This window comes from Citrobacter sp. wls716 (genome assembly GCF_005280975.1).
In the GTDB taxonomy this organism is placed as follows: domain Bacteria; phylum Pseudomonadota; class Gammaproteobacteria; order Enterobacterales; family Enterobacteriaceae; genus Citrobacter; species Citrobacter youngae.
Genome location: NZ_SZWX01000049.1, coordinates 319,731 through 343,473 on the forward strand (window position 1 = coordinate 319,731; position 23,743 = coordinate 343,473).

General features: G+C 53.5%; 24 protein-coding genes. 7 read left to right on the top strand and 17 right to left on the bottom strand.

The window, feature by feature from the left end; all coding sequences use genetic code 11:
- Positions 1–16 precede the first annotated feature (16 nt).
- A complete protein-coding gene (dxs, locus tag FDX24_RS17875) occupies positions 17–1,879 on the top strand; it encodes a 1-deoxy-D-xylulose-5-phosphate synthase (RefSeq protein WP_048212435.1) in 1,863 nt (620 codons plus the stop codon).
- 56 nt (positions 1,880–1,935) lie between these two features.
- The gene (yajO, locus tag FDX24_RS17880) at positions 1,936–2,910 is read left to right on the top strand and encodes a 1-deoxyxylulose-5-phosphate synthase YajO (RefSeq protein WP_061067420.1); all 975 of its coding nucleotides are present in this window, start codon (positions 1,936–1,938) and stop codon (positions 2,908–2,910) included.
- Positions 2,911–3,012: 102 nt separating this feature from the next.
- On the opposite strand, the gene pgpA is transcribed toward yajO, so the two are convergent.
- The 6 genes from pgpA to nrdR all read right to left on the bottom strand — a co-directional run bounded on the left by pgpA (position 3,013) and on the right by nrdR (position 7,120).
- The gene (gene pgpA, locus FDX24_RS17885) at positions 3,013–3,531 is read right to left on the bottom strand and encodes a phosphatidylglycerophosphatase A (protein WP_003021578.1); all 519 of its coding nucleotides are present in this window, start codon (positions 3,529–3,531) and stop codon (positions 3,013–3,015) included.
- Positions 3,509–4,486: a thiamine-phosphate kinase gene (gene thiL, locus FDX24_RS17890; RefSeq protein ID WP_048212437.1), complete on the bottom strand. Its 978-nt coding sequence runs from the start codon at positions 4,484–4,486 to the stop codon at positions 3,509–3,511. The genes pgpA and thiL overlap by 23 nt, the downstream gene beginning before the upstream one ends.
- A 77-nt stretch (positions 4,487–4,563) precedes the next feature.
- On the bottom strand, positions 4,564–4,983 hold the full coding sequence (nusB, locus tag FDX24_RS17895; protein WP_000801129.1) for a transcription antitermination factor NusB: 420 nt from the start codon (positions 4,981–4,983) through the stop codon (positions 4,564–4,566).
- A gap of 19 nt (positions 4,984–5,002) precedes the next feature.
- Positions 5,003–5,473, bottom strand: a complete 471-nt coding sequence (ribE, locus tag FDX24_RS17900) for a 6,7-dimethyl-8-ribityllumazine synthase (RefSeq protein WP_061067417.1) — start codon at positions 5,471–5,473, stop codon at positions 5,003–5,005.
- A 90-nt stretch (positions 5,474–5,563) separates the two neighbouring features.
- Positions 5,564–6,667, bottom strand: coding sequence for a bifunctional diaminohydroxyphosphoribosylaminopyrimidine deaminase/5-amino-6-(5-phosphoribosylamino)uracil reductase RibD (gene ribD, locus FDX24_RS17905; protein ID WP_115643779.1), 1,104 nt, complete (start codon positions 6,665–6,667; stop codon positions 5,564–5,566).
- Positions 6,668–6,670: 3 nt separating this feature from the next.
- Positions 6,671–7,120: a transcriptional regulator NrdR gene (gene nrdR / locus FDX24_RS17910; RefSeq protein WP_016152032.1), complete on the bottom strand. Its 450-nt coding sequence runs from the start codon at positions 7,118–7,120 to the stop codon at positions 6,671–6,673.
- A 154-nt stretch (positions 7,121–7,274) separates the two neighbouring features.
- Here nrdR and FDX24_RS17915 point away from each other — a divergent pair, with 154 nt between their 5' ends.
- Complete coding sequence (locus FDX24_RS17915; protein WP_048212439.1) at positions 7,275–7,814, top strand: DUF3251 domain-containing protein; 540 nt, start codon at positions 7,275–7,277, stop codon at positions 7,812–7,814.
- Between the two features lie 422 nt (positions 7,815–8,236).
- Complete coding sequence (locus tag FDX24_RS17920) at positions 8,237–9,100, top strand: nucleoside-specific channel-forming protein Tsx (RefSeq protein ID WP_003021561.1); 864 nt, start codon at positions 8,237–8,239, stop codon at positions 9,098–9,100.
- 45 nt (positions 9,101–9,145) lie between these two features.
- Here FDX24_RS17920 and FDX24_RS17925 read toward each other — a convergent pair whose 3' ends face one another.
- From FDX24_RS17925 to queA, 7 genes are all read right to left on the bottom strand, one after another.
- Positions 9,146–9,838, bottom strand: coding sequence for a YafY family protein (locus FDX24_RS17925; protein ID WP_137364698.1), 693 nt, complete (start codon positions 9,836–9,838; stop codon positions 9,146–9,148).
- A 23-nt stretch (positions 9,839–9,861) separates the two neighbouring features.
- On the bottom strand, positions 9,862–10,227 hold the full coding sequence (locus tag FDX24_RS17930) for a VOC family protein (RefSeq protein WP_003021554.1): 366 nt from the start codon (positions 10,225–10,227) through the stop codon (positions 9,862–9,864).
- A gap of 168 nt (positions 10,228–10,395) precedes the next feature.
- Positions 10,396–11,367: a protein translocase subunit SecF gene (gene secF, locus FDX24_RS17935; RefSeq protein ID WP_003021550.1), complete on the bottom strand. Its 972-nt coding sequence runs from the start codon at positions 11,365–11,367 to the stop codon at positions 10,396–10,398.
- Between the two features lie 10 nt (positions 11,368–11,377).
- Positions 11,378–13,225: a protein translocase subunit SecD gene (secD, locus tag FDX24_RS17940; protein ID WP_003021547.1), complete on the bottom strand. Its 1,848-nt coding sequence runs from the start codon at positions 13,223–13,225 to the stop codon at positions 11,378–11,380.
- A 27-nt stretch (positions 13,226–13,252) separates the two neighbouring features.
- Complete coding sequence (gene yajC / locus FDX24_RS17945; protein WP_003021544.1) at positions 13,253–13,585, bottom strand: preprotein translocase subunit YajC; 333 nt, start codon at positions 13,583–13,585, stop codon at positions 13,253–13,255.
- A gap of 22 nt (positions 13,586–13,607) precedes the next feature.
- Complete coding sequence (tgt, locus tag FDX24_RS17950) at positions 13,608–14,735, bottom strand: tRNA guanosine(34) transglycosylase Tgt (protein ID WP_003021535.1); 1,128 nt, start codon at positions 14,733–14,735, stop codon at positions 13,608–13,610.
- A gap of 55 nt (positions 14,736–14,790) precedes the next feature.
- Positions 14,791–15,861, bottom strand: a complete 1,071-nt coding sequence (gene queA / locus FDX24_RS17955) for a tRNA preQ1(34) S-adenosylmethionine ribosyltransferase-isomerase QueA (RefSeq protein WP_115600852.1) — start codon at positions 15,859–15,861, stop codon at positions 14,791–14,793.
- A gap of 216 nt (positions 15,862–16,077) precedes the next feature.
- Between queA and acpH the strand changes: the two genes are divergently transcribed.
- Both acpH and FDX24_RS17965 read left to right on the top strand, forming a co-directional pair.
- The gene (acpH, locus tag FDX24_RS17960; protein WP_137364699.1) at positions 16,078–16,659 is read left to right on the top strand and encodes an ACP phosphodiesterase; all 582 of its coding nucleotides are present in this window, start codon (positions 16,078–16,080) and stop codon (positions 16,657–16,659) included.
- Positions 16,660–16,827: 168 nt separating this feature from the next.
- A complete protein-coding gene (locus FDX24_RS17965) occupies positions 16,828–17,430 on the top strand; it encodes a peroxiredoxin (RefSeq protein ID WP_048212444.1) in 603 nt (200 codons plus the stop codon).
- A gap of 62 nt (positions 17,431–17,492) precedes the next feature.
- Here the strand turns inward: FDX24_RS17965 and FDX24_RS17970 are convergent, their stop codons facing one another.
- The 3 genes from FDX24_RS17970 to FDX24_RS17980 all read right to left on the bottom strand — a co-directional run bounded on the left by FDX24_RS17970 (position 17,493) and on the right by FDX24_RS17980 (position 20,742).
- Entirely contained in the window at positions 17,493–19,361 is a 1,869-nt protein-coding gene (locus tag FDX24_RS17970) for an amidohydrolase (protein WP_048212445.1), read from the bottom strand.
- 21 nt (positions 19,362–19,382) lie between these two features.
- Positions 19,383–19,928, bottom strand: a complete 546-nt coding sequence (locus tag FDX24_RS17975; protein WP_005125120.1) for an antibiotic biosynthesis monooxygenase — start codon at positions 19,926–19,928, stop codon at positions 19,383–19,385.
- Between the two features lie 172 nt (positions 19,929–20,100).
- Entirely contained in the window at positions 20,101–20,742 is a 642-nt protein-coding gene (locus FDX24_RS17980; RefSeq protein ID WP_048212446.1) for a hydrolase, read from the bottom strand.
- A 273-nt stretch (positions 20,743–21,015) separates the two neighbouring features.
- Here FDX24_RS17980 and FDX24_RS17985 point away from each other — a divergent pair, with 273 nt between their 5' ends.
- A complete protein-coding gene (locus FDX24_RS17985; protein ID WP_061067412.1) occupies positions 21,016–21,918 on the top strand; it encodes a LysR family transcriptional regulator in 903 nt (300 codons plus the stop codon).
- Here FDX24_RS17985 and malZ read toward each other — a convergent pair.
- Positions 21,912–23,729, bottom strand: coding sequence for a maltodextrin glucosidase (gene malZ / locus FDX24_RS17990; protein ID WP_137364700.1), 1,818 nt, complete (start codon positions 23,727–23,729; stop codon positions 21,912–21,914). The two genes, FDX24_RS17985 and malZ, sit on opposite strands and share 7 nt — an antisense overlap.
- Positions 23,730–23,743 lie beyond the last annotated feature (14 nt).

Sequence of the window (23,743 nt, forward strand, 5' to 3'; positions counted from 1 at the left end):
ATCCCATGAGCTTGCGATGAGTTTTGATATAGCCAAATACCCGACCCTGGCGCTGGTCGACTCCACCCAGGAGTTACGCCTGCTGCCGAAAGAGAGCCTGCCAAAGCTTTGCGACGAACTGCGCCGCTATTTGCTCGACAGCGTGAGCCGTTCCAGCGGGCACTTCGCCTCTGGTCTGGGCACGGTGGAACTCACCGTCGCGCTGCACTATGTCTACAACACCCCGTTTGACCAGTTAATCTGGGATGTGGGACATCAGGCTTATCCGCACAAAATCCTGACCGGCCGCCGCGATAAAATCGGCACGATTCGCCAGAAAGGCGGTTTGCATCCGTTCCCGTGGCGCGGTGAGAGCGAATATGACGTACTGAGCGTTGGCCACTCATCAACCTCCATCAGCGCTGGCATCGGTATTGCGGTTGCCGCTGAGAAAGAAGGCAAAGAACGTCGTACCGTCTGCGTGATTGGCGATGGCGCCATCACCGCTGGCATGGCGTTTGAAGCGATGAACCACGCGGGTGATATTAAACCCGACATGTTGGTTATTCTGAACGACAACGAAATGTCGATCTCAGAAAATGTCGGTGCGCTGAACAACCACCTGGCGCAATTGCTCTCCGGCAAACTTTACTCCTCGCTGCGCGAAGGCGGGAAGAAAGTGTTCTCCGGCGTACCGCCGATTAAAGAGCTGCTCAAACGTACCGAAGAACACATCAAAGGCATGGTTGTTCCGGGTACGCTGTTTGAAGAGCTGGGCTTTAACTATATCGGTCCGGTGGATGGTCACGACGTGCTGGGGCTTATCACCACACTGAAGAACATGCGCGATCTGAAAGGCCCGCAGTTCCTGCACATCATGACCAAAAAAGGTCGTGGTTACGAGCCGGCAGAAAAAGATCCAATCACCTTCCACGCAGTACCAAAATTCGATCCGTCCAGCGGATGCCTGCCGAAAAGCAGCGGCGGCCTGCCGAGCTATTCAAAAATCTTCGGTGACTGGCTGTGTGAGACTGCGGCGAAAGACAATAAGCTGATGGCGATCACCCCGGCGATGCGCGAAGGCTCCGGCATGGTGGAGTTTTCCCGTAAATTCCCGGACCGCTACTTCGATGTGGCGATTGCCGAGCAGCACGCGGTGACGTTTGCTGCCGGTCTGGCGATTGGCGGCTATAAGCCGGTCGTGGCGATTTACTCTACTTTTCTGCAACGCGCGTACGATCAGGTGCTGCATGATGTCGCCATTCAGAAACTGCCGGTCCTGTTCGCTGTCGACCGGGCGGGTATTGTGGGCGCAGATGGACAAACTCATCAAGGGGCGTTTGATCTCTCCTTCCTGCGCTGCATCCCGGAAATGGTCATCATGACCCCGAGTGATGAAAACGAATGCCGCCAGATGCTGTTCACCGGCTATCACTACAACGACGGTCCAACGGTCGTGCGCTACCCGCGCGGTAACGCGGTGGGCGTTGAGTTGGCGCCGCTGGAACAGCTGCCTATCGGTAAAGGTATCGTCAAGCGTCACGGTGAGAAACTGGCAATTCTCAACTTCGGTACCCTGATGCCGGAAGCCGCTCAGGTCGCAGAGTCGATGAACGCCACGCTGGTCGATATGCGCTTTGTGAAACCGCTGGATGAAACGCTGATCCTGGAAATGGCTGCCCAACACGACGTGCTGGTCACCATTGAAGAGAACGCCATTATGGGCGGTGCTGGCAGCGGCGTAAACGAAGTACTGATGGCCCATCGCAAGCCCGTTCCGGTACTGAACATTGGCCTGCCTGATTTCTTCATCCCGCAGGGAACTCAGGACGAGGCTCGCGCCGATCTGGGTCTGAATGCCACCGGAATTGAGGCCAAAATCAAGGCCTGGCTGGCATAATCCCCCCCTCGCTCCTGCTATGCTTAAGGAATAACACGCTAAGCAGGAGCGAATTTATGCAATACAACACCTTAGGAAAAACAGACCTTCGGGTCTCCCGCCTTTGCCTGGGCTGCATGACGTTTGGCGAACCCAATCGCGGCAATCATGCCTGGACGCTACCGGAAGAAAGTAGCCGTCCGATAATCAAACATGCCCTTGAGGGCGGTATTAACTTTTTTGATACCGCCAACAGCTACTCCGCTGGCAGCAGCGAAGAGATTGTCGGTCGCGCGCTGCGTGATTTCGCCCGCCGCGAAGATGTCGTGGTCGCCACCAAGGTTTTTCATCAGGTTGACGACCTGCCGGAAGGATTATCCCGCGCACAAATCCTGCGCTCAATCGACGACAGCCTCAGACGTCTGGGTATGGACTATGTCGACATCCTGCAAATTCATCGCTGGGATTACAACACGCCAATCGAAGAAACGCTGGAAGCGCTGAACGACGTCGTTAAAGCCGGTAAAGCGCGCTATATCGGCGCCTCATCCATGCACGCTTCGCAGTTTGCTCAGGCACTGGCCCTGCAGAAACAACACGGCTGGGCACAGTTCGTTAGCATGCAGGATCACTACAATCTGATATACCGCGAAGAAGAACGCGAAATGCTGCCACTGTGCTATCAGGAAGGTGTGGCGGTGATCCCATGGAGTCCGCTGGCGCGTGGTCGCCTGACGCGCCCGTGGGGAGAAACGACGGCACGTCTGGTTTCTGATGAAGTCGGTAAAAATTTGTACAACGAGAGCGATGAAAACGATGCGCAAATTGCCGCACGGCTGGCCGGTATCAGTGAAGAATTAGGCGTCACGCGTGCACAGGTTGCGCTGGCCTGGCTACTGAGTAAACCCGGTGTGGCCGCGCCGATTATCGGTACGTCGCGTGAGGAACAGCTGGATGAGTTGCTTAATGCGGTGGATTTAACGCTGAAACCAGAGCAGGTAGCCGAGCTGGAAACGCCGTACAAACAGCATCCGGTGGTGGGATTTAAATAAGCATTGGCGATTGCTAATTGTAGGCCGGATAAGCATAGCGCATCCGGCACTGATTGCCCGATGGCGCGACGCTTATCGGGCCTACAACAGCCCCCAAAAGGGTTAAATAATCCCTACCGGCCAGTGATGGCCGATAAAATAGAGGATCCCGGCAGAAAGTATCCCGGCGACAATATCATCGATCATGATCCCCGTCCCGCCATGCACGTTGCGATCAAACCAGCGGATCGGCCACGGCTTCCACATATCCAGGATACGGAAAATCACAAAACCCGCGGCAACCCACTGCCAGTCGTTGGTTGGTAGCGCCATCAGGGTTATCCACATCCCGACAAACTCGTCCCAGACAATGCTGCCGTGATCGTGCACGCCCATATCTTTCGCCGTTTGATGGCACAGATAAACGCCAATACAGATAGACAACATGACCACCAGCGAATACAACTGCCACGGCAGAAACGTCATTAAATACCAAAATGGGATCGCCGCCAGCGATCCCATGGTGCCAGGAACAATTGGGCTCAGCCCGCTGCCAAAACCGGTGGCTAACAGGTGCCACGGGTTGCGCATACTCAGGCGGCTTTTGGCGACATCTTTTTTAAGGCGCGGCAAAATGGTCATATCCTTTCCAGTCGAACGTGACGGGTTTTCCGTCGCGCGTAAAGTGAATGCCTTCCACATCCGCGCTCATCTGCCCGATACAGGTAAACGCTGCGCCGAGATTCCCCAGCGCCACGTCCAGCGCGCCACGGTTAATTTCCGGTACGGTAAAGCATAACTCATAATCTTCCCCCCCCGAGAGCGCCCAGCGCAGCGCCTGTTCCGATTCCACGTGTTGGGCAAATGCCGGAGAGTAAGGCAGCGCATCAACGTTAACCCGCGCGCCGCAGCCGCTGGCATTAACGATATGCCCCAGATCGGAGATCAGGCCGTCGGAAATATCGATAGCCGCACTGGCCAGATCGCGCAGGGCTTGTCCCTGCAGGATGCGCGGCGTTGGCCGCAGATGACGTTTAAGCAGATAGTCTGCGTCTTTTGCATCTCCAACCTGCAACCGATTCTGTAAAATCGCCAGCCCCGCCGCGCTGTCTCCCGGCGTACCGGTAACATAAATCCAGTCTCCCGGTTTCGCTCCGGAGCGTTTTAAGGCCCGTCCTACAGGGACGTAGCCATGGATACCCAACGTCATCGACAGTGGCCCACGCGTGGTGTCGCCGCCAATCAGTTGCATATCATAGTAATTCAGCAGTTCAAACAGGCCATCGCTGAAGGCTTCAAGCCAGGCTTCATCGACGTCAGGTAACGTGAGCGCTAACGTCAGCCATGCTGGGTCCGCCCCCATCGCCGCCAGATCGCTCAAATTCACCGCCAGCGCTTTCCAGGCGAGATCGGTCGGATCAATGTCAGGGAGGAAGTGGTTACCAGCTACCAGCGTATCGGTACTGATCGCCAGCGTCTGTTTTTCAGGGATGTTCAGAAGTGCGCAATCGTCACCAATACCGGTTTCGACATCAAGACGAGAGGTTCTTACGCGGTCAAAATAACGGGCAATCAGGGAAAATTCGCCGCATGCCATACGTTATGCCTCAGCAGAAAAAAAAGAAAAAGCCGGGGATAGCGGAAACATGTTCCACCATCCGACCGGCCTCGGAATTACTTTTTGTTGGGGCGAATCACAGGTGCTGCTTTATCCAGTACGCCGTTGACGAATTTGTGGCTGTCTTCAGCGCCGAAGGTTTTCGCCAGTTCAATCGCTTCGTTGATGGCCACTTTGTATGGCACATCGCTACGTTTAGACAGTTCAAACAGCGCAATACGCAGCACGGCTTTTTCTACCTGACCCAGCTCTTCCAACAGGCGAGACAGGTAAGGCTTCATTAAGCCATCCAGGTACGCGCTGTTAGTCGCCACCCCGGACAGCAGTTCACGGAAATACAGAACGTCGACATCTTTTACGTCCTGTTCCGCCAGGAACTGGTATTCAACATCAGCGATGTCGTTCTGGGACAACTGCCAGGAGTAGAGCGCCTGGACGGCACACTCACGGGCGCGGCGACGAGCAGCAGGTTTCACGGATTTCCCCTTACAAAAATCAGGCCTTGATGGCTTTCAATACATTAATCATTTCAAGCGCAGTCAGTGCAGCTTCTGCGCCTTTGTTGCCGGCTTTAGTGCCAGCACGTTCGATGGCTTGTTCAATACTTTCGGTGGTCAGAACACCGAAGGCTACCGGAATGCCGCTGTCCTGAGCGACATGCGCCAGGCCATTGCTTGCACCGCCAGCCACATATTCGAAGTGCGCGGTACCGCCACGGATCACCGTACCGAGCGCAATCACCGCGTCGTATTTACCGGTTTTCGCCAGAGCGTCAGCCGCCAGCGGCAGCTCATAGGCACCTGGAACCCAAACAACGGTAATGTTTTCATCTTTAACCTGACCAATACGTTTCAGGGCGTCGATCGCACCTTCCAGCAGGCTGTCATTGATAAAGTTGTTGAAACGCGCAATGGTGATGGCGACGTGAGCGTCCGGGGTAGCAACGTTAGCTTCAATAATGTTCATATTCTTCCTTCGGGTTCGATTTATAGCCCCGTAAGGGGGGCGGATTTTATCATAATATTCTGTGCGCTGCTTCCTCTAAATCAGAAAGCCTCACGCAGTCGTTAAATGCAGGCAAACGTCCGGGCCCACCTGGCGTATCTCATTGAATTTGAAATGGGGGGCGTCAACCAGTTTCTCAAGGCCTGGAAGCACACATAATCCTCGCGCATCGCTGCCTAACAGTTTAGGCGCAACATACACGATTAGCTCATCGACCAAACCGGCCTGTAATAATGCTCCCGCGAGCGTTGGGCCTGCTTCAACCCAAATACTGTTAATTTGCTGTTTGCCCAGTTGCATCATCAGCACCACCAGATCCAGATGCCCGTTATGTTCCGGCACCTTCAGGCTACGAACCGTCTCCGGCCAGCTACGAGGGTCGTCTTCAGTCCGGACAATCCAGGTTTCTCCAGGCTGTTGCACAATACGGTGCTCCGGCGTGACCTGATTCTGGCTATCCAGAACAATGCGGATTGGCTGGCGCAGCTCTTCCTGCGGGTAACTCGCCTGAGTTGATTCCCCAAGCTCCGACCAACGCACGGTAAGCTGAGGGTCGTCTGCCAGCACCGTAGCACTGCTGGTTAAAATGGCATGGCTTTGCGCGCGCAAGCGTTGCACATCGCGGCGCGCCTGTGGTGAGGTAATCCACTGGCTTTCACCGCTGGCCATCGCTGTACGGCCATCAAGCGACGCGCCAAGCTTAAGCTGCAGATACGGGAATCCCGTACGCATGCGCTTGAGAAAGCCTTTATTCAATTGCTCAACTTCGCTCATCATCAGCCCGTGGCTGACGTCGATGCCCGCCTGCTGCAAACGGTAGAGCCCACGTCCTGCGACCTGCGGATTAGGATCCTGCATCGCCGCAACCACACGCGATACACCCGCCGCAATCAACGCATCGCAGCACGGCGGCGTGCGACCATGATGACTACAGGGTTCAAGCGTCACATAGGCCGTTGCCCCTTGCGCTTTTTCTCCAGCCATCCGCAGAGCATGAACTTCGGCATGCGGTTCGCCCGCACGGTGATGATATCCTTCACCGACGATCTCCCCATCTTTCACAATCACGCAGCCCACGTTGGGGTTGGGGTGAGTGGTAAAACGTCCGCGCGCAGCAAGCTTCAGCGCGCGCGCCATGTATAATTCATCCTGCATGGCTTAGTCCTGTAGGCGAGCAATCTCCTCGCCAAATTCTTTGATATCTTCGAAACTCCGGTAAACCGAAGCAAAGCGGATGTAGGCGACTTTATCGAGTTTTTTCAACTGCTCCATCACCAGGTTGCCAATCATCTTGCTCGGCACCTCACGCTCGCCAGTCGCACGCAGTTGTGATTTGATATGGTTCAACGCCATTTCGACGTCATCAGAGCTGACCGGACGTTTCTCAAGCGCTCTGAGCATGCCGCTGCGCAGCTTATCTTCATTAAAGGGTTCACGCACATCGTTGCTTTTCACAACGCGCGGCATAACTAGTTCAGCCACTTCAAAAGTGGTGAAACGTTCGTTACAGACCAGACACTGCCGACGGCGGCGTACTGAGGAGCCCTCGCCGACAAGACGAGAGTCAATTACCTTAGTGTCTACGGCGAAACAGAATGGGCAATGCATACGGCGTCCTGTACCTCAGTGGTTGACCGGAATCTATTTTACCCTGAACTGGCGTGACAACAAAGGCGCAACGCTTTTGAGACAAAGGATCGATGCCTTCGCGCTCAGTGCGCACTACCATTATGCTATCGCGACAATAAAGGAAGTAATCACAATGACAAGACGTTACCTAAGAATTCTCCTGGTGGGAAGTCTCTTTAGCCTAAGCGCCTGCGCACAGCAAAGCGAAGTACGCCAGATGCATCAAAGTGTTAGCACGTTGAATAAAGAGATGACGCAGCTAAATCAGGAAACGGTAAAAATTACTCAACAAAATATGTTGAACGCAAAATCAACCAGCGGCGTCTATCTGCTGCCAGGTTCCAAAACCCCTGCCCGACTGGACAGCCAGATAGGCACGTTACGTATGTCGCTGATAAATATTGCGCCGAACGCCGACGGTACGCGCCTGACGCTGCGGATTCAGGGTGAATCCAACACGCCTTTACCCGCCTTTAGCGCCACCGTCGAATACGGGCAAATTCAGGGCACCACGGACAACTATCAGGAAGTGAACGTTCACAACCAATTGGTCAACGCCCCGGCAAGTATTCTTGCCCCCAGTGATGTAGACATTCCATTGCAGTTAAACGGACTGTCTCCAGATCAGTTAGGTTTTGTTCGCATCCACGACATCCAACCTGTTAGTCAATAAACTTTTTGCGGAACGTTTTTGTGCGTTCCGCAACATCACTCCCGCCAATTTTGTTACTCCTCTGACATAAGCGATATTTCCGGTAAAACTTGGCAACATTCACCGGAGCCAGTACAATTCGCCGCCTAAAGTACGCAAACGTGAACGCAATCGATTACGCAAATGATAGAACTGTGAAACAAAACATATTTTTGTGAACAATGATTTTTATAATAGGCACCGAAGAAACACGAAATATTTCTACACAAAATCATGCAAGACGTATCAAGGCGGCAACTGCGTGAATCCCTGGAGCTTACATCAGTAAGTGACAGGGGTGAGCAAAGGCAGCCAACAAAGAGGCGGCTTGAAGGATGAAGTGTATAGAAACGCAAATTGCGCATTTTTCTATCCCGAAAGGGATTTCAAACAGTGGCATACATATGAAAAAAACATTACTTGCAGCCGGTGCAGTGCTGGCGCTCTCCTCGTCTTTTACTGCCAACGCGGCAGAAAATGACAAACCGCAATATCTGTCCGACTGGTGGCACCAGAGCGTCAACGTGGTGGGTAGCTACCACACCCGTTTCTCCCCGAAACTGAACAACGACGTGTATCTGGAATATGAAGCGTTTGCCAAAAAAGACTGGTTTGACTTCTATGGCTACATCGATATTCCTAAAACCTTCGACTGGGGTAACGGCAACGATAAAGGTATCTGGTCTGACGGTTCCCCGCTGTTTATGGAAATCGAACCGCGTTTCTCCATCGACAAGCTGACCGGCGCTGACCTGAGCTTCGGTCCGTTCAAAGAATGGTATTTCGCCAACAACTACATCTACGATATGGGTGATAACAAAGCCAGCCGCCAGAGCACCTGGTATATGGGTCTGGGTACCGATATCGATACCGGTCTGCCGATGGGTCTGTCCCTGAACGTCTATGCTAAATACCAGTGGCAGAACTATGGCGCATCCAACGAAAACGAGTGGGATGGCTACCGTTTCAAAGTGAAATACTTTGTGCCGATCACCCAGGTTTGGGGCGGCCAGCTGACCTACATCGGCTTCACCAACTTCGACTGGGGCTCAGATTTGGGTGATGACCCGAACCGCACCAGCAACTCTATCGCTTCCAGCCACGTTCTGGCGCTGAACTACGATCACTGGCACTACTCCGTAGTGGCGCGTTACTTCCACAACGGCGGCCAGTGGAAAGGTGGCGACACTCTGAACTGGGGCGAAGGCGATTTCAGCGCGAAATCTACCGGTTGGGGTGGTTACCTGGTTGTTGGTTACAACTTCTAATCCAGCCAATCTATCGCAGACAAGCCAGCTTAACCGCTGGCTTTTTTATGGCCGGTCTTCACAGCGTACTTTACGTAAAAAGTCACTTAGCGATCGATCCGCTGATTCGCGAAAATACCTGTTAAGCGGCGTGATCTTCAGACAACGATCAACGCGAAAACAGCGATAATCGTCACGTTTTTCACACCAGGCAACGAGCAGCCAGTGCTCGCCCCAGAAAAATAATCCCAGCGGCTGAACGTCGCGCCAGGAGAGATTCCCGGACTCATCGCGATAATGCAGCGCCAGCGCCTGCTGCGCCGAAACCGCGCGATGAATGAGATCGAACGCACTGCGTGAATGCGGCTGATTACCAAAATCAGGTGCGAAAATCCGCGTTTGCTCGGCTCTGCGCCGACTCTCTGGCGGCAATATCACCAACACTTTCTCCTGTGCTGATTCCAGCGCCTGTGAGAGTGAATCCCCGCCCCATGTTTTCAGCAACCGAATCGCTACCATCAACGCTTCTGATTCGTGCTGGGTTAGCATCAACGGCGGCAGATCAAACCCCGCCATTAAGCGGTATCCACTGCCCACTTCGCCTTCAATGGGCACGCCGGATAAAGAGAGATCGCGGATATCGCGATAAATCGTCCGTTCAGAAACTTCAAGACGTTCTGCCAGCAGCGCCGCCGTTGTCACTCGCCTGCCACGCAGGATTTGTACAATCTGAAACAAGCGGTCGGCGCGTCTGGTCATATTAATCGTCAGTCCTGAAAAAATTACGCGGGTTGATGTAAACCAACGCGATTGCCTTCGCTGTCAGTAAACAGCGCAATCGTGCCAATGTCTTGCCCCAGTTCAAGCGGGCCAAACACGCACTGGCCACCAGCGGTGGCGACGCGTTCAAGCGTTGCAGCCAAATCGTCCGTATGCAGGTAAATAATAGCGCCCTGCGCTGAAGGCGTAATACCGTCAAATTTAGCCAGTGCACCGCCAGGAGCGGGATCCTGATGCGGAAATACGGCCAGCTCCGCGCAGTCCATGTTCTCCCGACGCAAAGAAACCTGCATCACTGGTTCATAAAAAGCGATGGCGCGATCCATTTGTGCTACAGGGATTTCAAACCAATTAATTACGTTGCTCATACTTCCTCCTGCCTGTGTGGGTAATCTCAGAAGGACTATAAGACAGGGCTACTGACAGCATACTGTCAGTAGTGTGGCGACAGGAAAAGATAATTGCCTGTCGCTAATTCACAGGCAAAAAAAACCCCGACCTTACGATCGGGATTCCAGTATCTTCACTCTTAATGGTTAAGGAAGAATCGACGGTTGATCCGCCCCTTCTTTCTCGACCTTCTGCTGCAGCATGTGCTCACGCTTCATACCCAGCTTCAGCGCCAGCGCCGATGCCACGTAGATAGAAGATGCGGTACCGATGGAAACACCGATCAGCATCGTCAGCGAGAAGCCTTCCAGTACCGGACCACCGAACAGGAACAGCATCAGAATAACCATCAACGTTGTACCGGACGTAATCAACGTACGGTGCAGCGTTTGAGTCAGTGACACGTTAAAGATTTCGTAAGGCGTACCGCGACGAATTTTGCGGAAGTTTTCACGAATACGGTCAGATACAACGATACTATCGTTCAGCGAGTAACCGATTACCGACATCAGTGATGCGACGATAGTCAGGTCAATCTCGATATGGAACAACGACAGGATCCCAAGTGTGATAATCACGTCGTGCGCCAGAGCGATAACCACCCCCGCCGCCAGTCGCCACTCAAAGCGGAAACCGACGTACACCAGGATGGAGATCAGCGCCGCCATCAGCGCCATCGCACCGGTTTGCGCCAGATCAGCACCCACGCTCGGACCCACGAATTCAATTCGCTTCACCGCGGCGTTTTGGTTGGTGGATTCGTTAATCACACTCAACACTTTGCTGCCCAGCACCTGACCGCCGTCTGCACCTTCAGTTGGCGGCATACGTACCATAATGTCGTGGCTGCTGCCGAAGTTCTGCAGAAGCGGATCAACAAAGCCCGCTTTCTCCAGCGCATCGCGCATCACGTCCATATCGGCCGGTTTTTCCAGCGTGATTTCAATAACCGTACCACCGGTGAAATCGAGACCCCAGTTAAACCCGCGTACGCCCATCACCACGATGGCCGCAATCAGCAGGAAACCTGAAATGCCGAAAGCCCAGTAGTCCCAGCGCATAAAGTCCCAGACTTTACGGCCGTGGTTTAATTGTTCAACAGTATATTCCTGTGCCACTTCGCACTCCTCAGATTGACAGCTTTTTGACGCGCTTGCCGCCATACAACAGGTTTACGATGGCACGTGTACCGACAATCGCGGTAAACATCGACGTCGCCACACCAATACCGGTAGTAATCGCGAACCCTTTAATTGCCCCGGTGCCAACTGCGTACAGGATGATGACCTTGATCAGCGTCGTAATGTTCGCATCAAAGATGGAGCTAAATGCGCCCGCATAACCTTCGTTGATGGCCTGCTGCACCGAACGCCCGTTACTCAACTCTTCTTTGATACGTTCGTTGATCAGTACGTTCGCATCGACCGCGACGGCAAGGGTTAAGACGATCCCCGCAATCCCCGGCATACTCAGCGTAGCGCCCGGCAGCAGCGACATAATACCGACAATCAGCACCAGGTTAGCAATCAGCGCACTGGTCGCGATCAGACCGAACTTCTTATAGAAGAAGATCATGAACAGGATAGACACCACCAGACCGGCCAGACACGCTTCCAGACCCTGTTTAATGTTCTGCATACCCAGAGTTGGGCCGATGGTACGTTCTTCAACAATCTGAATCGGCGCAATCAACGCACCGGCACGTAACAGCAGAGAAAGCTGACGCGCTTCGTTCGGGTTGTTGATACCGGTGATACGGAAGCTATTACCCAGGCGAGACTGGATGTTGGCGATGTTAATCACCTCTTCCTGTTTCACCAGCACGGCGCGACCGTTAGCATCTTTCTTACCGCTGTCTTTGTACTCCACAAACAGGGTCGCCATCGGCTTACCGATGTTGTCCTTGGTGAAGTTGGACATAATGTTACCACCCGCGCTATCCAGCGAGATGTTAACCTGCGGCTGATTGTATTCGTCCTGGCTGGAAGTGGAGTCGGTGATATGGTCACCGGTCAGGATCACGCGCTTGTACAGCACAACAGGCTGACCTTCACGAGACTGTTTCACTTCCGAATCACCCGGAACACGACCCGATGCCGCAGCGGACTGGTCAACGTTGGTGTTTACCAGACGGAACTCCAGCGTCGCGGTTGCGCCCAGAATTTCTTTCGCACGCGCGGTATCCTGAATACCCGGCAGTTCGACCACGATGCGGTCAGCACCCTGACGTTGTACCACCGGCTCAGCAACACCCAGTTGGTTAACACGGTTACGCAGAATGTTGATGTTCTGCTGTACCGCGTATTCACGGGCTTCGCTCAGACGCGCATCGGTCATTACAGCACGCAGTGCATTGCTGCCCTGGCTGGAAATAACCAAATCCTGGTGACGCTTGCTCAGGTAAGAGATAGCTTCATCACGGGCGCTGCTATCACGGAAGGTGATGCTCAGACCGTAGTTATCTTCTTTGCGAACGGTAGTATAAGGAATGCCTTTTTCACGCAGATCGCTGCGCAGGCTATCGATATTTTGTTCCTGCAACTTACTCAACGCGGTGTCCATATCCACTTCCATCAGGAAGTGAACGCCACCACGCAGGTCAAGACCGAGTTTCATCGGTTCTGCGTGAATGGCTGCCAGCCAGCGCGGGGTTGCCGGAGCAAGGTTAAGCGCCACGACGTATTGATCACCCAGCACGCCCATTAACACTTCACGTGCGCGCAGTTGGGTATCAGTGGAGTCGAAGCGCGCGAGAATAGCACCCTCTTCCAGAGCCACAGACTTAGGTGTGATTTTATCTTCTTGTAACGTTTTCTGGACCTGGATCAGCGTTTGCTCACTGGCGGCGGCACCGCGCACGCCAGTGATTTGAACAGCCGGATCCTCACCATACAGGTTGGGAAGCGCATAGAGCAGACCGACGACAATAACGACGATCAGCATGACATACTTCCACAAAGGATAACGGTTTAACACGGCAGTTCCCTTTGGGAAAACAATAAATTACAGCGCCTTCATGGTGCCTTTCGGCAGAACGGCAGCTACGAAATCACGTTTAATAACCACTTCAGTGGTGTCGTTCAGCGCGATAGCGATGTAGCCGGATTCTGCTACTTTGGTCACGCGACCCACCAGACCACCGTTGGTCAGCACTTCATCGCCTTTCGCAATGGAGTTCATCAGGTTTTTGTGTTCTTTGGTACGCTTTTGCTGCGGGCGCAGGATCATGAAGTAGAAAATCAGACCAAACACCACCAGCATCAGAATCAGAGACATCGGGCTGCCCTGCGCCGGAGCACCTGTTGCCGCTACCGCATCAGAAATAAAAAAGCTCATTCAAATTCCCTCATTATTAAAATTAATCAACGTTCACAGGTGGAACTGGTCTACCCTGACGTTGGTAAAAATCGGTCACGAAGCTCTCTAATTTACCCTCTTCAATAGCCTTGCGTAAACCCGCCATCAAACGCTGGTAGTAGCGAAGGTTATGAATCGTGTTGAGTCGCGCGCCCAATATTTCGTTGCAACGGTCAAGATGATGCAAGTAAGCGCGCGAATAATTGCGACAGGTGTAGCAATCACACTCAGCATCGAGCGGACTGGTGTCGCTTTTATGTTTCGCGTTACGAATTTTTACCACGCCGTCAGTCACAAACAAATGACCATTACGGGCATTTCGCGTTGGCATCACGCAGTCAAACATATCGATACCGCGACGCACGCCTTCAACCAGATCTTCTGGTTTACCGACGCCCATCAGGTAACGCGGTTTATCAGCCGGAATCTGCGGGCAAACATGCTCCAGAATGCGGTGCATATCTTCCTTCGGCTCACCAACAGCCAAACCGCCGACAGCGTAGCCATCAAAGCCGATATCTACCAGACCTTTGACGGAGATATCACGTAAATCTTCGTAAACACTGCCCTGAATGATGCCAAAAAGCGCATTTTTGTTGCCGAGGCTATCAAAACGGTCGCGACTACGCTTCGCCCAACGCAGAGACATCTCCATCGAGCGTTTAGCATAGTCCCAGTCGGCAGGATACGGTGTACATTCGTCGAAGATCATCACGATATCGGAACCGAGATCGTATTGAATCTCCATCGACTTCTCGGGATCGAGGAAAATTGGATCGCCGTTGATCGGGTTACGGAAATGCACGCCTTGTTCGGTTATCTTACGGATGTCGCCCAGACTGAATACCTGGAAGCCACCAGAATCGGTGAGGATTGGGCCTTTCCACTGCATGAAATCGTGCAGATCGCCGTGCAGCTTCATGATTTCCTGACCCGGGCGCAGCCACAGGTGGAAAGTGTTGCCCAGGATGATCTGTGCGCCGGTCGCTTCAACTTCTTCCGGCGTCATACCTTTTACTGTGCCGTAAGTACCGACCGGCATAAAAGCAGGCGTTTCCACTACGCCACGATCAAAAACCAGGCGGCCGCGGCGAGCGCGACCGTCTGTGGTATCCAGTTCAAATTTCATCTTCACTCCTGCGTCAGAAAAACAGTCCGACGTTTTAAACACTCATGCCGGAAACTTATTCCCCGACACGCTCAGAAATAGCCTGCGGATTGTACGTGATAAACATGGCATCCCCGTAACTAAAAAAGCGATATTCCGCTTTTACCGCTTCATGATAGGCACGCATGGTGTTTTTATAACCAGCAAATGCGGAAACCAGCATGATCAGCGTCGATTCCGGCAGATGGAAGTTGGTCACCAACGCGTCTATCACTTTGTATTGATAGCCTGGATAGATGAAGATCTGCGTATCGCCGAAGAACGGTTCAATAAGGTCGTTTTTGGCTGCCTGCGCCGCACTTTCCAGCGAACGTACGGAGGTGGTGCCCACCGCAATCACGCGGTTACCGCGCGCTTTCGCCGCCAGCACCGCGTCTACCACATCCTGCGGCACTTCCGCATATTCGGAGTGCATGATGTGATCTTCAATAGTGTCTACGCGCACCGGCTGGAAAGTACCCGCGCCGACGTGTAGCGTAACGAACGCCATCTCAATGCCTTTATCACGCAGTTTTGCCAACAGTGGTTCGTCAAAGTGCAGACCGGCGGTCGGCGCGGCGACCGCGCCCGGTTTTTCGCTGTACACGGTCTGGTACAGCTCGCGGTCGGCGTCTTCATCCGGACGGTCGATATATGGCGGCAACGGCATATGGCCAATCGCGTTCAGAATATCCAGCACGCTGCGTTCGTCGTTAAACTCAACTTCAAACAGCGCGTCATGGCGCGCCACCATCGTTGCTTTAATGCTTTCGTCATCGCCCAGCAGCAGCTCGGCACCCGGCTTCGGCGCTTTTGAAGCACGAATATGCGCCAGAATACGTTTGTCATCCAGCATACGCTCGACCAGCACTTCAATCTTGCCGCCACTGGCTTTACGGCCAAACAGACGAGCCGGGATCACGCGGGTATTATTAAAGACCAGCAGATCTCCAGGGTTGAGCTTATCGAGCAAATCAGTGAAAGTACCGTGCGTCAGCGCGCCCGTCGGCCCATCCAGTGACAGCAAGCGGCAACTGCTGCGCTCAGCTTGCGGATAGTGGGCAATCAGGGATTCGGGTAATTCAAAGGTGAAATCGGTAACGCGCATGACACTGACTCAGACTAAAATAAGAGGCGGGTAGTCTAGTGCCGGGGCGTTCTCCCTGCAACCTTTACCCCTCAAGTTAAGAGACATAATCTATACACAAAATCATTCAAGATGCATCGAGGCGGCAACTGAATGAGTCCCCGGAGCTTACTCAAGTAAGTGACTGGGGTGAGTGAAGGCAGCTAACAAAGAGGCAGTTTGAAGGATGAAGTGGATATGAATTTTCTTGCACATTTGCATCTGGCCCACCTTGCCGATAGCTCGCTTTCCGGCAATCTGCTGGCCGATTTTGTCCGGGGTAATCCCCAAACGCACTATTCGCCCGACGTGGTGGAAGGCATCTTCATGCACCGTCGCATCGACGTAATGACCGATAACCTGCCACAGGTGCGTGAAGCCAAGGAGTGGTTTCGTAGCGAAACGCGTCGCGTCGCACCGATTACACTGGACGTCATGTGGGATCATTTTCTGTCGCGCCACTGGTCGGAAATCTCTCCCGATTTCCCGCTGACGGATTTTGTGCGCTACGCGCACACCCAGGTTGCCACTATTCTGCCAGAATCACCGCCGCGCTTTATTAATCTGAACAACTATATATGGTCAGAGAAATGGCTTGAGCGCTACCGGGACATGGATTTTATCCAGAACGTCCTGAACGGCATGGCCAGCCGCCGTCCACGTCTCGGTGCCCTGCGCGACTCATGGTATGACCTCAATACGCATTACGATGCGTTAGAAGAACGATTCTGGCAGTTTTATCCGCAAATGATGGACCAGGCGCGGCGTAAAACCCTTTGATTGTAGCCCGCATGACGCGCCGGATAAGCAGTAGCCGTCATCCGGCAAAAGATTGATAGACAAAACCTGTCTCATTGATTGCCAGCGCCTCTTTGTCTTATTCCCGAACACTCTCTATACTGGCCCGCGTTGCGTTCCAAAAACCCCTTAACTTTGCAGGAGAATTATATGGTACTGGTAACTCGTCAGGCTCCGGATTTCACAGCAGCTGCGGTACTGGGTAGCGGTGAGATTGTTGATAACTTCAACTTCAAACAGCATACCAACGGTAAAACCACCGTTCTGTTCTTCTGGCCGATGGACTTCACCTTCGTTTGCCCGTCTGAACTGATCGCATTCGACAAGCGTTACGAAGAATTCCAGAAACGTGGCGTTGAAGTGGTTGGCGTTTCTTTTGACTCTGAATTTGTCCACAACGCATGGCGTAACACCCCTGTCGACAAAGGCGGCATCGGTGCAGTGAAATACGCAATGGTTGCTGACATCAAACGCGAAATCCAGAAAGCCTACGGCATCGAGCACCCGGAAGCGGGCGTTGCTCTGCGTGGTTCTTTCCTGATCGACGCTAACGGCGTTGTTCGTCACCAGGTGGTTAACGACCTGCCGCTGGGTCGTAACATCGACGAAATGCTGCGTATGGTTGACGCGCTGCAGTTCCACGAAGAACACGGCGACGTTTGCCCGGCACAGTGGGAAAAAGGTAAAGAAGGTATGAACGCCTCTCCGGACGGCGTAGCAAAATACCTGACTGAAAACGTTTCCAGCCTGTAATTGGCATGAATCGAAAAAAGGCCCGCTAGTGCGGGCCTTTTTTATTGGCACTGACCCGTCCGTTAAAACGCGAAGCAGGAACAACCGAGCGCACCCCAGAAGGCCCGGTCATCTGACACAGGAATACCCGATTTACGCGCTATATCATGCTGATGACCGTGTACGCCGCAGCTGCCACAGCACTGATGCATCTGCACCATTGCCCCAACCTTCGCGGCAACCGGCGGCGCTGAGCGATAGTGCCCCGGCACCTTCACTACCGGCGACCAGTCAGGTACAACCGGGATGGCCGGCGGTGCCAGCGGGGTGAAATGTCCGGCGGCATAAACAACCTTGCCGTCGACAATCGTCATCACCGACTCAATGCCTTTGATCTCTTCTTCCGGCACGCTGAAATAGTCTTTTGACAGCACCACCAGATCTGCCAGTTGATCCTTTTCAATACGCCCTTTCTTACCCTGCTCGCTGGAGAACCAGGCACTGCCTGCTGTCCACAGTTCCAGCGCCACATCGCGCGCCAGACGGTTGTTATCATCATACATCGCCATACCGCCAACGGTGCGTCCTGATACCAGCCAGTACAACGCTGTCCACGGGTTGTAACTTGCCACGCGCGTAGCATCGGTACCCAGGCCAACCGGCACATCAGCCGCCAGCATTTTCGCCACCGGCGGCGTATGTTTAACCGCCTCTTTGCCATAGCGATCGATAAAATACTCGCCCTGGAATGCCATACGGTGCTGAACTGCAATGCCACCGCCCAGCGCTTTTACCCGCTCGATGTTGCGTTCAGTAATCGTTTCGGCGTGATCGAAGAACCAGTGCAGGCCATTGAACGGGATGTCACGGTTCACCTTCTCAAACACGTCGAGCATGCGGCTGATGGATTCATCGTAGGTGGCATGCAGGCGGAACGGCCAACGATGTTCCACCAGGTGGCGCACCACGCGCTCCAGTTCCTCTTCCATCCCTTCCGGTAAATCCGGGCGTGGCTGCAGGAAATCTTCGAAGTCAGCCGCCGAGAAGACCAACATTTCCCCTGCCCCGTTAGCACGATAGAAATCGGTTCCCTGCCCGGGTTTGAGCATATCCGTCCAGCGCTCAAAGTCTTCCACTTCCTGCTTCGGACGCTGGGTAAACAGGTTGTAGGCAATACGCACCGTCATCTGCTGGTTCGCGTGCAGTTGCTCGATGATCTCGTAATCTTCCGGGTAGTTCTGGAAGCCGCCGCCGGCATCGATGGCGCTGGTCAGCCCCAGTCGGTTCAGTTCACGCATAAACTGGCGGGTCGAGTTAACCTGCATCTCTAACGGCAGTTTTGGCCCTTTCGCCAGCGTCGAATAGAGGATCATGGCGTTCGGTTTGGCTATCAACATTCCGGTTGGATTGCCGTTGCTGTCACGCACAATCTCACCGCCCGCCGGATCCGGCGTCGCTTTGGTGTAGCCGACGGCTTTCAACGCAGCGCGGTTCAGCAAAGCCCGGTCGTAGAGATGCAGAACAAAAACCGGGGTATCCGGAGCAGCTTCATTCAGTTCTTCCAGGGTTGGCATGCGCCGTTCGGCAAACTGAAACTCGCTCCAGCCGCCGACCACCCGCACCCATTGCGGAGACGGCGTCCGATCGGCTTGCTCTTTGAGCATGCGCAGCGCATCTGCGAGCGATGGGACACCTTCCCAGCGCAGCTCCAGGTTGTAGTTCAACCCACCGCGAATGAGGTGCAGGTGCGAATCATTTAAACCCGGGATCACGGTGTGTCCCTGCAGATCGACAATCTGCGTACCGTCGGTCGCAAAGCTCATTACCCGATCGTGACTACCCGTCGCGAGGATCTTCCCGTTAGCGATCGCCACCGCCTCTACCTGCGGGCTTTGCTTTTCGAGAGTATGAATTTTTCCGTGAGTCAGAATCAGTGTGGCAGTTTGAGACATAACAATCTCCTGAGAAACCGGTCAGGCTTTTTTCAGCCATCCGGCAAACAGACGGGTTACGATGGGCATCCACAACCAGACCACCAGCGCAACCACACAGGCATCATTAATCAGATGCAGGAGTAACGAGCCTTTCATTGAAGGCAGCAGAATACCGGTCAGCCACGGCACCAGGTTGGTACTGGGGAAAATCACCAGCAGCGTTATCAAAAACTGCTTCCAACGTTTGGGCTGACGTACATGGGGGGCTGGTGGCGTAAACCAGAAGGCCGCTTCGGTGCGCACTTCTGTTTTATCGCCTTCGGCCAGCAGCGGCGCAATTTCCTCAACCAGCTCCCGGCGCGTATCAGATTGAGTCCAGTTATACAGATGCTCAAGGGTGTCGAAGCGAATGATGATGTTCCACAGGTTTTGTCCATCTGTGGGTCGAATGACATTCGCCCCAAGATGTCCGGGAAACTCGGCGGCCAGCGGCATGATTTTCCCCAACCACTGCTCATAACGCTGCGCCTGGTCAGGCCGCAGGGTGTGAGTAATTACCAACGTCACATGTTTGTTCTGCGCCATGAAAGGTTCCTTGCTAAAGGGAAATTGACCTGCTTAAGCCATGAAAGCAATACACAATTATTCGTGAAACATCGAGGCGGCAAGATTGTGTAGCCCCAGTCACTTACATAAGTCAGTGACCGGGGTACGCAAACTAAGCCAACAAAGAGGCAACATGAAAGATGGCGTGTATTCAGGCTTTACGTTCCGGCGCGCCATGCACCATGGTATAGGCATAATCCACGCCCATACCGTAGGCACCGCTGTGCTCACGTACCAGATCCATAACGGCGTCGTAGGTTTCTTTGCGGGACCAGTCGCGCTGGTACTCAAGAAGAACCTGTTGCCAGGTTACAGGTACGGCACCTGCCTGTACCATGCGGTCGATAGAACGCTCATGGGCATCCACGGACGTGCCGCCTGAAGTGTCTGTTACCACATACACTTCGTAGCCCGCTTCCAGCGCCATCAGCGCCGGGAAGGTCAGGCACACTTCGGTCCACAACGCGGAAATAATCAGTTTTTTACGCCCGGTCGCTTCTACCGCCTTAACAAAGGCTGCATCTTCCCAGGAGTTCATCGAGGTGCGTTCAATCGGTTTCACATCAGGATGAACAGCTAACAATTCCGGCCAGATATATCCGCTAAAACTTTTCGTTTCTACTGAAGTATAAATTACTGGAACATTGAATATTTTCCCGGTTTTGGCTAATGCCACGGTATTATTTTTCAATGTCTGGCGATCAATATTCGCCACACCAAATGACATTTGCGGCTGATGGTCAATAAAAATTAGCGTAGAGTTTTGAGGGTCAATCAGTTCCCGAATAGACATAGCACACCTTCTTAATCAATAAGTTAAAAGGTAACGGTCTGTATCTGCCGTCAGCAGCAGGATCCTGAATCAGAAAGCTTGTTGAGTATAGCGGGAAATTTCTAACGAGTTATTAAAGAAAACTTACCGTCCTGTGAAACTATTCGTTCTGTGTTGCGATATATCCTAAACAACATCAAAAAAATGCGCATGACTCATCTAATTTATTCACTGGCATTGTTTTTCTCCATTCGGTAAAACAGAGAGGTTTAATTTTCAGGATATTTTCTGCTTATGCGCCTCAATCTGGATGTTCTGCTGATCCTCGACGCACTCGACAAACAGGGGTCATTTGCTGCGGCGGCCGAATCGCTGTTTAAAACCCCTGCGGCACTCAGCTATATGATTCAGAAGCTGGAAAGCGATCTGAACATCGAATTGCTTGACCGTTCCGGACACCGGGCAAAATTCACCGACACCGGACGGATGATGCTGGAAAAAGGGCGTCTACTGCTGAGTGCGGCAAAAGATCTCGAAAAGCAGGCAATACAGCTAAGTTCCGGCTGGGAAAAGGAGCTGGCAATAGCGCTCGATGATTCTTTTCCCTTTGCCGCGCTGCTACCTATTATTGATGAATTTCATGCACTTAATAAACAGACCCGTCTCAACTTCACCCACCATACGCTGGCGGGTTCATGGGAGGAGCTGACCCATAATGGAGCAGATATCATTCTGGGGGCGATTAATGAACCACCAACGTCAGCGGCCTGGTCCTACAAAATGCTCGGCACGCTGGACAATGTCTTTGTCGTCGCCCCAGGACACCCGCTGGCGAGCGCGCCTGATGACCTGACGAATGAGCAATTGTGTCTGCACCGGGCGATTGTTATCAGCGACAGCGCTCGCTTTTGCCACCCATTACAGACCAACCTGATGGATGAACAGGCGCAAATTCGCGTCGATGATTTCCACAGTAAGGTGATGCTGCTGCGGGCGGGAATGGGCTGCGGATTTCTCCCCCGCCACATTGCCAGCCCATGGATTGCCAGCGGTGAACTGGTGGAAAAGAAGGTTATCTCATTTCGTCAAAAAGATGTCGCCTATATGGCATGGCGCAATAGTAGCGAAGGACTGGCGCAGCGCTGGTGGCGAGACGCGCTGCTGGCCAGTGGGGAAATTGCGCGCTTGTATCAATGACTCATCCAGACTGAAGCCGATATTGCGGGCAGCGTCAGGATATCATCGACGAGTTGGCCTTTGCCCTCTTTGTGCTGCCATTGACTGACATTGAGCAACGGTGAGGCTGGCAGCACGACTTCACAAGCGTGGCCGCGGTTTATCGCCACCAACACGCGCTGGCGGTTTAGCACGCGTGCAAACACCACCACGTTATCCTCGGCGTAAATCACCTGGCACCCACCGTGGCGTAGCGCCTGGATCTGGTGACGTAATTTGGCCAGACGCTGATACAACGCCAGCAGGTCAGCGTCCTGTTTTTCAGGCTGCCACGGGAACGGTTTGCGACAAAAAGGATCGTTATTTCCATCCAGCCCCACTTCGTCGCCGTAGTAAATACAGGGCACGCCAGGCCAGGTAAACAGCCACACCACCGCCAGCGGTAACCGTGCAACGTCTTTACCAAGCAGAGATTTAAAACGGGCGGTATCGTGGCTGTCGAGCTGATTAAACATCCGCAACTGCTGCTGATGCGACAACCCCGCGCGGTAGTTATCCATCCACGCCATACAGGTCTGAGCGTCAATAGATTGTGGGTCGTATGAAATATCGGTATTGGCGAGGAATCCCCAGAGGGGGAAAGTAAAACCGCGATAGTTCATGGCGGCATCTTCCGCATCGGCCTGCAACCACTGATGCGCATCGCCAAAATGTTCACCCACCACATACGCCTCTGGCTGGGTTTCTTTCGCCGCCTGCGTAATTCCGGCGACATGCTGCAAGTTATTACGTGCGCCACCGGCCTCTCCCAGCATATGCACGACATCCAGACGCCAGCCGTCCATACTCCACGGTGCTTTTAGCCAGTGGCGAACAATGCTGTCTTCGCCACGATAAATTTCATTTACCAGGCTTTCAGAGGAAAAGTCCAGTTTGGGTAGGCTTGAGTACCCCAACCAGTCCAGCGCAACCCCATCATCAGAGAAATGGTACCAGTCGCGCCAGGGGGAGTGTGGGTTATGGCACGCCCCGTCCGTCCCGCGATGATGTCGGTCAAACCAGGCATGCGAATCGCCGCTATGGTTAAAGACACCGTCCAGAATCAGCCGTATGCCCTGCTGTTGCGTGTTGTGACGCAGGCGCAGCAGCGCCCTGTCGCCGCCAAACTGCGGATCAACATGGCGGTAATCTTCAGTATCATATTTATGTACGCTCGGCGCGATAAACACCGGATTCAGATACAGCGCCGTTACCCCTAACGTCTTCAGATACGGCAGTTTCTCGCTGATGCCGTCCAAATCTCCGCCATAAAACGTCGAACCACCGGCCTGAGCCGTAAGCGGTTCATCCCATTCGCGCCGCACGATGTCGTGTCCGGCCGCGTGGTGGTAATAGACGTTATCCTGAGTCGCTTCACGCGACTGGCTGCGGGCAAAGCGATCCGGGAAAATCTGATAAAAAATCTGATCGGCAACCCACTGCGGACCGTTATCCGGTACATCAACAGCAAACTGCTCCAGACGTGCAGGCGGAAAGCGGTTGAATCCCTGCGGGGTGAACCACAACTGGCGATCGCGCCAGAGTAATTTAAAGCTATAGCGTCGGCGGGGCTGCCCGCTGGTAAGATCGATCGCCGCTCGCCACGCGTTCACGCCCGGCTGCGGTTGGCTACGCAGTTTGTGCATGCTCAGAGAAATTTCTTCGTTATCGTTTTCCGCGCGTAGCGTCACCCGCTGAGGAGGATTTTCCCCTGCCAGCCATAACGTAATCGTCAGTTGATCTTTGTTTTGCTTCACAAATGGGGCAACCGGAAGGTGCCAGGCGTTCAACATCACGTATCCCCTTT

Bases quoted from the DNA above. Each gene is read 5' to 3' on its own strand.
- FDX24_RS17965 (WP_048212444.1), top strand. From the start codon at position 16,828: ATGGTACTGGTAACTCGTCAGGCTCCGGATTTCACAGCAGCTGCGGTA.
- tgt (WP_003021535.1), bottom strand. From the start codon at position 14,735: ATGAAATTTGAACTGGATACCACAGACGGTCGCGCTCGCCGCGGCCGC.
- ribD (WP_115643779.1), bottom strand. From the start codon at position 6,667: ATGCAGGATGAATTATACATGGCGCGCGCGCTGAAGCTTGCTGCGCGC.
- FDX24_RS17915 (WP_048212439.1), top strand. From the start codon at position 7,275: ATGACAAGACGTTACCTAAGAATTCTCCTGGTGGGAAGTCTCTTTAGC.
- queA (WP_115600852.1), bottom strand. From the start codon at position 15,861: ATGCGCGTTACCGATTTCACCTTTGAATTACCCGAATCCCTGATTGCC.
- yajO (WP_061067420.1), top strand. From the start codon at position 1,936: ATGCAATACAACACCTTAGGAAAAACAGACCTTCGGGTCTCCCGCCTT.
- FDX24_RS17930 (WP_003021554.1), bottom strand. From the start codon at position 10,227: ATGAGCAACGTAATTAATTGGTTTGAAATCCCTGTAGCACAAATGGAT.
- FDX24_RS17980 (WP_048212446.1), bottom strand. From the start codon at position 20,742: ATGTCTATTCGGGAACTGATTGACCCTCAAAACTCTACGCTAATTTTT.
- FDX24_RS17920 (WP_003021561.1), top strand. From the start codon at position 8,237: ATGAAAAAAACATTACTTGCAGCCGGTGCAGTGCTGGCGCTCTCCTCG.
- FDX24_RS17970 (WP_048212445.1), bottom strand. From the start codon at position 19,361: ATGTCTCAAACTGCCACACTGATTCTGACTCACGGAAAAATTCATACT.
- FDX24_RS17925 (WP_137364698.1), bottom strand. From the start codon at position 9,838: ATGACCAGACGCGCCGACCGCTTGTTTCAGATTGTACAAATCCTGCGT.
- yajC (WP_003021544.1), bottom strand. From the start codon at position 13,585: ATGAGCTTTTTTATTTCTGATGCGGTAGCGGCAACAGGTGCTCCGGCG.
- FDX24_RS17985 (WP_061067412.1), top strand. From the start codon at position 21,016: ATGCGCCTCAATCTGGATGTTCTGCTGATCCTCGACGCACTCGACAAA.
- acpH (WP_137364699.1), top strand. From the start codon at position 16,078: ATGAATTTTCTTGCACATTTGCATCTGGCCCACCTTGCCGATAGCTCG.
- ribE (WP_061067417.1), bottom strand. From the start codon at position 5,473: ATGAACATTATTGAAGCTAACGTTGCTACCCCGGACGCTCACGTCGCC.
- dxs (WP_048212435.1), top strand. From the start codon at position 17: ATGAGTTTTGATATAGCCAAATACCCGACCCTGGCGCTGGTCGACTCC.
- FDX24_RS17975 (WP_005125120.1), bottom strand. From the start codon at position 19,928: ATGGCGCAGAACAAACATGTGACGTTGGTAATTACTCACACCCTGCGG.
- thiL (WP_048212437.1), bottom strand. From the start codon at position 4,486: ATGGCATGCGGCGAATTTTCCCTGATTGCCCGTTATTTTGACCGCGTA.
- pgpA (WP_003021578.1), bottom strand. From the start codon at position 3,531: ATGACCATTTTGCCGCGCCTTAAAAAAGATGTCGCCAAAAGCCGCCTG.
- malZ (WP_137364700.1), bottom strand. From the start codon at position 23,729: ATGTTGAACGCCTGGCACCTTCCGGTTGCCCCATTTGTGAAGCAAAAC.
- nrdR (WP_016152032.1), bottom strand. From the start codon at position 7,120: ATGCATTGCCCATTCTGTTTCGCCGTAGACACTAAGGTAATTGACTCT.